General features: G+C 42.2%; 3 protein-coding genes. All 3 read left to right on the top strand.

The window, feature by feature from the left end; genetic code table 11:
- Positions 1-227 precede the first annotated feature (227 nt).
- The 3 genes from gltB to DXB52_RS14360 all read left to right on the top strand — a co-directional run bounded on the left by gltB (position 228) and on the right by DXB52_RS14360 (position 7,750).
- A complete protein-coding gene (gene gltB, locus DXB52_RS14370; RefSeq protein ID WP_330619361.1) occupies positions 228-4,751 on the top strand; it encodes a glutamate synthase large subunit in 4,524 nt (1,507 codons plus the stop codon).
- A gap of 11 nt (positions 4,752-4,762) precedes the next feature.
- A complete protein-coding gene (locus DXB52_RS14365) occupies positions 4,763-6,262 on the top strand; it encodes a glutamate synthase subunit beta (RefSeq protein ID WP_117579726.1) in 1,500 nt (499 codons plus the stop codon).
- 333 nt (positions 6,263-6,595) lie between these two features.
- Positions 6,596-7,750, top strand: coding sequence for a C40 family peptidase (locus DXB52_RS14360; RefSeq protein WP_472520362.1), 1,155 nt, complete (start codon positions 6,596-6,598; stop codon positions 7,748-7,750).
- Positions 7,751-7,902 lie beyond the last annotated feature (152 nt).

Here is a 7,902-nt window from a genome sequence, read left to right as displayed (position 1 = left end):
TTATAAGAAAATCAAAATAATCTGACTATTCAAATAAAATCAATGAAAAATCAAATAATCAGACAATTCACAAGGATTTCCCTATTTACAGCCTGGGTAAAAGGGTGTATATTCTAGAAAAAGTTTTACACGACGTGAGAAAGAAATGATTGAATGCGCCGAATAAAGAAGATTTTAAAGTAAACTTTAGATTACAGGAAGAAAGGATAGCGACTATGAGGAAAGAAATGAAAAGTCAGAATCGTGGTCTTTACCGCGAAAGTTTTGAACATGATAACTGTGGTATTGGTGCAATTGTCAATATCAAAGGCAAAAAGACACATAGTACAGTGGCAGGAGCCTTGAGTATTGTAGAACAACTTGAGCACAGAGCCGGAAAAGATGCAGAAGGAAAGACAGGAGATGGCGTGGGTATTCTGACACAGATTCCTCATGGATTTTTCAAGAAAGTCTGTCAGCCACTTGGAATTAAGCTGAAAGATGAAAGAGATTACGGCGTAGGTATGTTCTTTCTTCCGCAGGATGAATTAAAACGCAATCAGGCGAAAAAGATTTTCGAAGTTATTGTAAAAAAAGAAGGACTGAAACTTTTGGGCTGGAGAGAAGTTCCGATTCATCCGGACATTCTTGGAAAGACAGCGGTAGATTGCATGCCATGTATTATGCAGGCATTTATTGAACGCCCTGCAAAATACGAGAGAGGAATTGATTTTGATCGTCGACTGTATGTAGTCAGAAGAATTTTCGAACAGAGCAGTGATGACACTTATGTTGTTTCACTTTCCAGTAGAACAATCGTTTACAAAGGAATGTTCCTTGTAGGACAGCTGAGACTTTTCTTTGAAGATCTGCAGGACGAAGAATTTATTTCTGCAATTGCAATGGTGCATTCCAGATTCAGTACAAATACTGCACCAAGCTGGCAGAGAGCGCATCCGAACCGCTTTATGGTCCACAACGGAGAAATCAATACGATCCGTGGTAATGCAGATAAGATGCGTGCCCGTGAAGAGACAATGGAGGCAGGATGTCTGAAAGGTGAACTCCACAAGGTGCTTCCTGCGATCAATACTTCCGGATCTGATTCCGCGATGCTTGATAATGCATTAGAATTCATGGTGATGAGTGGAATGGATCTTCCGCTTGCAGTTATGATCTGTATTCCAGAACCATGGATCAACAATAAAGAGATGTCCCAGAACAAGAAAGATTTCTATCAGTATTATGCAACAATGATGGAGCCATGGGATGGTCCGGCGTCTATCCTGTTCTCAGATGGAGATGTTATGGGAGCTGTGCTTGACCGTAACGGACTTCGCCCTTCCAGATATTACATTACAGATGATGATAATCTGATTCTTTCTTCAGAGGTTGGAGTTCTGGATATCGATCCATCCAAGATTGTGATGAAAGAAAGACTTCACCCGGGTAAGATGCTTTTGGTTGATACGGTTGCAGGACGCGTGATCGATGATGAGGAATTAAAAGAAAAATATGCAAATCAGTTCCCATATGGAGAATGGCTGGACAGTAATCTGATTCAGTTGAAGGATTTGAAAATCCCGAATAAGGATGTGCCAAAATATACAGCTGAAGAGTGTACACAGCTTCAGAAAGCGTTTGGTTATTCTTATGAAGACGTGAAAACTTCTATTCTGACAATGGCAAAGAACGGTGCCGAAGGAACCGCAGCGATGGGAATGGATGCACCGATTTCCGTGCTTTCGCAGAAACGTCAGCCACTGTTCGGATATTTTAAACAGCTGTTTGCACAGGTTACAAACCCACCGATCGATGCAATCCGTGAGGAAGTCGTGACTTCTACAACTATTTATGTCGGAACAGACGGTAATCTTCTGGAGCAGAAGGAAGAGAACTGTAAGATGCTCAGAGTCAATAACCCGATCCTGACAAATACAGATCTTCTGAAAATTAAAAATATGAAAGTGGATGGATTCAAAGTTGCAGAGATTCCAATCACTTATTATAAAAACACAAGTCTTGAGAAGGCGATAGAGTATCTCTTCATTGAAGTTGACCGTGTGATCCGCGAGGGCGCTAATATTTTGATTCTGACAGACCGTGAGGTAGATGAATATCACGTTGCAATCCCGTCACTTCTGGCAGTATCTGGACTGCAGCAGCATCTGGTACGTACAAAGAAGAGAACCTCAGTCGCGATGATTCTGGAAAGTGGAGAGCCTAGAGAGGTTCATCATTTTGCAACACTGCTTGGATATGGAGCATGTGCAATCAATCCATATCTTGCACATGAGTCAATCCGTCATCTGATCGAGGCAAATCTGCTTCACAAAGATTATTATGCAGCAGTAGATGATTATAATTCAGCGGTAATTCATGGAATTATTAAGATTGCATCCAAGATGGGAATTTCAACGATCCAGTCCTATCAGGGAGCAAAGATCTTTGAAGCAATCGGTCTTAAGACGGATTTTATTAACCGCTATTTTACAGATACAGTCAGCCGTGTTGGTGGTATCGGTATTGAAGAAATTGCAGAAGATTACACTGCTTTCCATACAGAAGCATTCGATCCGCTTGGATTGCAGGTTGATATGACACTGGACAGTGTTGGAAAACATAAATATAAAAGTGGCGGAGAAGAACATCTCTATAATCCACAGACAATCCATATGCTTCAGCAGTCCACAAGACGTGGTGATTATGAAATGTTCAAGCAGTATACAGAGATGGTTGATGAGGAAGGCAAGAAGATCAATCTGAGAGGTCAGCTTGATTTCAATTTCCCGAAGAAGAGTGTACCGCTTGATGAAGTAGAAAGCGTAGATTCAATCGTAACAAGATTCAAGACAGGTGCGATGTCCTATGGATCTATTTCAAAAGAAGCACATGAGACAATGGCGATCGCCATGAATATGCTTCATGGTAAATCAAACTCCGGTGAAGGAGGAGAGGATATTGAACGTCTTGACACAAACAGATGCTCTGCAATCAAGCAGGTTGCTTCCGGCCGATTCGGAGTTACATCCAGGTATTTGGTCAGTGCACAGGAAATCCAGATCAAGATGGCACAGGGAGCAAAACCAGGAGAAGGAGGACATCTTCCGGGTGGAAAGGTATATCCATGGATTGCGAAGACTCGTCATTCAACACCTGGTGTGAGTCTGATCTCACCACCGCCACATCATGACATCTATTCGATTGAGGATCTTGCACAGTTGATCTATGACTGTAAAAATGCAAATAAAAATGCAAGAATTTCTGTGAAACTGGTATCAGAAGCAGGTGTTGGAACAGTTGCTGCAGGTGTTGCAAAAGCCGGAGCCGGAGTTATCCTGATCTCAGGATATGATGGAGGAACAGGAGCAGCACCGAGAAGCTCGATTCAGAATGCAGGACTTCCGTGGGAACTTGGACTTGCAGAAACTCATCAGACATTGATTCAGAATGGTCTGCGTGAGCGTGTCCGTATTGAGACAGATGGTAAGCTCATGAGTGGTCGTGATGTTGCGATCGCAGCAATCCTTGGAGCAGAAGAGTTTGGATTTGCGACAGCTCCGCTTGTAACAATGGGATGTGTTATGATGCGTGTCTGCAACCTGGATACTTGTCCGGTTGGTGTTGCAACTCAGAATCCGGAGCTTAGAAAACGTTTCAGCGGAAAACCGGAATATGTTGTTAACTTTATGCGTTTTATTGCAGAAGAATTAAGAGAATATATGGCAAAACTTGGTGTCCGCACAGTGGATGAACTGGTAGGACGTACAGATCTTCTGAAAGTAAAAGACGTTCCGACATCAGAGCGTGCCGCAACACTGGATCTGTCACAGATTCTGTACAATCCATATGCGAAAGAGAAGAAAGGTGTTATCTTTAATCCAAAGAAAGTCTATGATTTTGAACTTAACAAGACGTTGGATGAAAAAGTACTATTGAAACAGCTTCTCCCAGCCCTTGAAAGAGGAGAAAAGAGAGGACTTGAAGTAGATGTTACAAATACAGACCGTACCTTCGGAACAATTTTCGGATCTGAGATCACAAGAAGATATCCGGAAGGACTGGAAGAAGACAGCTATGTGATCCAGTGTAAAGGTGCCGGCGGTCAGAGCTTTGGAGCATTTATCCCAAGAGGACTGACACTGGAACTGACAGGAGATAGTAATGACTATTTTGGAAAAGGACTTTCCGGTGGAAAACTGGTTGTTTGCCAGCCGAAAGGTGTGAAATTTAAATCAGATGAGAACATTATCATCGGAAATGTCGCTCTTTACGGAGCTACAAGTGGTAAAGCATTTGTAGGAGGTGTTGCCGGAGAACGTTTTGCGGTAAGAAACTCTGGTGCACGCGCAGTTGTAGAAGGTGTCGGAGATCACGGATGTGAATATATGACAGGTGGATGTGTTGTTGTACTTGGACAGGTTGGAAAGAACTTTGCAGCCGGAATGAGTGGCGGTATTGCCTATGTGATCGATCTCGATAACAGTCTGTATCGCAAAGTAAATAAAGCAATGGTCAACATTGAACGTGTTACAGATAAGTATGACGTACAGGAATTAAAAGGAATGATCCAGGAGCATGTTGCTTATACAAACTCTGAGGTAGGTAAGAAGATTCTTGATAATTTCAAAGAATATCTGCCAAAATTCAAGAAAATCATTCCAGAAGACTATGAGAGAATGATGTCCACGATCATCCAGATGGAAGAAAAAGGACTTAGCAGAGAAAAAGCAAAAATCGAAGCATTTAATATGATCAAGAACGGAAGATAGGAGGCATAGAGATGGGAAAACCGACAGGATTTATGGATTATGAAAGACAGGATAAACCGGCAGAGAGCCCATTGGAACGCATCAAACATTTCAATGAGTTCCATACGCCTCTTAGCAAAGAAGAACAGGAGCTTCAGGGCGCGCGCTGTATGGCGTGCGGAGTTCCGTTCTGTCAGTCTGGAAAGCCGCTTGCAGGAATGGCCAGTGGATGTCCACTGCACAACCTTGTGCCGGAGTGGAATGACTTGATCTACAATGGAAACTGGAAGGAAGCTTATTTACGTCTGAAAAAGACAAACAATTTTCCAGAATTTACTTCCCGCGTATGTCCGGCATTGTGTGAAAATGCATGTACCTGTGGACTGAATCAGGAAGCAGTTGCATCAAAAAGTAATGAATATGCAATTGTTGAAAATGCATATGAGATGGGATATGCAAAGGCAAATCCGCCGAAAGTGCGTACGGGAAAGAAAGTCGCAGTGATCGGTTCCGGTCCGTCCGGACTTGCGGCAGCAGATCTTTTGAACAGAAGAGGTCATCAGGTAACTGTTTTTGAACGTGAGGACAAACCGGGTGGATTGCTCCGCTACGGAATTCCGAATATGAAGCTGGAGAAACAGATCATCGACCGTAAGATTGCGATTATGGAAGAAGAGGGAATTATCTTCCAGACAGGATGTAATGTCGGAAAAGACGTGAAGGCGGCAGATATCCTGAAAGAATATGACCGTGTGATCCTTGCATGCGGAGCATCAAATCCAAGAGATATCAAAGCACCGGGAAGAGATGCACAGGGAATTTATTTTGCAGTAGATTTCCTGAAATCAACAACGAAAGCACTATGGGCAAATGACATGAAGCTTAAAACAGGAGGCTACATTTCTGCAAAAGGAAAAAATGTAATTGTAATCGGAGGCGGAGATACAGGAAATGACTGTGTCGGAACATCTATCCGTCATGGAGCAAAGAGCGTTCTCCAGCTGGAGATGATGCCGAAAGCACCGGACGAGAGGACACCGCTGAACCCATGGCCGGAGTGGCCAAGAGTCTGCAAGACAGATTATGGCCAGCAGGAAGCAATCGCTGTGTTTGGTTCTGATCCTCGCGTTTACACAACGACAGTGAAAGAATTCGTAAAAGACAAGAAAGGAAATCTCTGTAAGGCAGTTCTTATCAAACTTGAGAGTAAGACAGATGAGAAGACCGGACGGAAAATGATGGTTCCGGTAGAAGGAAGCGAGTATACCGTAGATGCAGATCTTGTTCTGATCGCAGCTGGATTCCTTGGAAGTCAGGATTATGTAACAAAAGCATTTGGTGTAGAAGTGAATGAACGCACAAATGTAAAGACAGAGGCAGGAAAATATTCTACCAATGTGAAAGATGTATTCACAGCCGGAGATATGCACAGAGGACAGTCTCTTGTTGTATGGGCTATCCGTGAAGGCCGTGAAGTGGCAAGAGAAGTAGATGAAAGCCTGATGGGATATACAAACTTATATATTCAGTAGAAAATAAAAGATCATACAGTGAAACAGGAATCTGGAAAGTTTATCAAAAAATAAAGAGAACTTTCCAGATTTTTTGTTACGAAAATGTTACGAAAAAATGAAAAAAGTAAGGAGGAGTATTGAAAATATTACATAAATACGCTATAATATTGAGCATAGAATGTAAATAAAATACCCTCTTGTTACGAGAAATATGTTGAAAAAAAGCGATAGATGTTGTATTATAACATATGAGTATGTGGAATTATAATGTAACTATTTACAACGAGTTATGATACGAAAATTATAATGCATCACATGGGGGACTAGATAAAAATAAGGATAGGTGGAAAGATGAAGTTAAAAAAAGTAAGCAGTATGATTCTTGCAGTAACACTTGCATGTACAATGACTGTTACACCGGTACTTGCCGACGAAGTCAGTGATCTGAAGCAGAAGAAGCAGGAGACACAGAACCAGGTAAGCGATCTTCAGACACAGCTGAATTCACTTATGACCAAGATCTCTGATCTTGAGAATGACCTGATCGAAACAGGTGAGGAAATCTCTCAGACAGAGGAAGATCTGAAAACAGCGCAGGAGGAACAGGAACAGCAGTATGCAGCTATGAAGCTTCGTATTAAGTATATGTATGAAGAAGGAACAGGAACTGCCACAGTGGAGAAGGTACTGACATCCGGAGATATTTCCAGTGTACTGACACAGGCAGAATATTCCCAGCAGGTACATTCTTATGACAGAGACAAGCTCGAAGAGTATGTTGCGACAGTTCAGAAAGTAGAAGATCTTAAGACAACACTTGAGACAAAGATGGCTGATCTGCAGGAGACACAGACAGAGTATGATGCACAGAAGGATGAACTGAATACAACGATTACAGAGAAGAGTAGTGAGATCGCAAATCTCGATGTTAAGATTGATGAAGCTGTAAAGAAAGCAGCGGAAGAAGAAGCTAAGAGAAAGGCAGCAGAAGAAGCAGCAAAGAAAGCTGCCGAGGAAGCAGCTAAGAAGAACAACTCAAGCAGTAGTACTTCTAATAGAAATAACTCAAACAATAGTTCTTCCAGTAGTTCAAACTCAGGAAGTTCAAGCAGCTCAAGCTCAAGCAGTTCAAGCTCCGGTAGCTCAAGCAGTAGTTCTTCCGGCAGTTCAAGCTCAGGCAGCTCAAGTTCTTCCTCATCAAGCCCAAGTTATAGTGCTGATAAGGGAAGCATTATTGTAAATGCGGCGTATTCACAGATCGGAGTTCCATATGTATGGGGCGGAACTACACCGGGAGTTGAACTGGATTGTTCAGGACTTGTACAGTATTGCTACAGACAGGCTGGAATTCCAATTCCAAGAACAAGTGGAGATATTCTTGCGCATGGAACAATCGTAAATAATCCACAGCCGGGAGATATCTGTTGGACACCGGGACATGTAGCAATTTACATTGGCGGCGGACAGATGATCGAGCACAGCAGACAGGAGTACCGGTTAAGGTAAGTTCTGTACGTGTTACATATTATGTAAGATATTAGAACCAAAAAAGGGCGTGTGAAAAAACGAGAGTTTTTTCATGCGTCCTTTTGCTTATGATTATAATAATAGTTATATTACATAAAAAAGGGCATAATTCCCCTTCCCCCATAAGAATG

Source organism: Ruminococcus sp. OM04-4AA (genome assembly GCF_003462585.1).
Lineage (GTDB): Bacteria > Bacillota > Clostridia > Lachnospirales > Lachnospiraceae > Mediterraneibacter > Mediterraneibacter faecis.
This window is presented reverse-complemented; position numbering and strand designations above follow the sequence as displayed.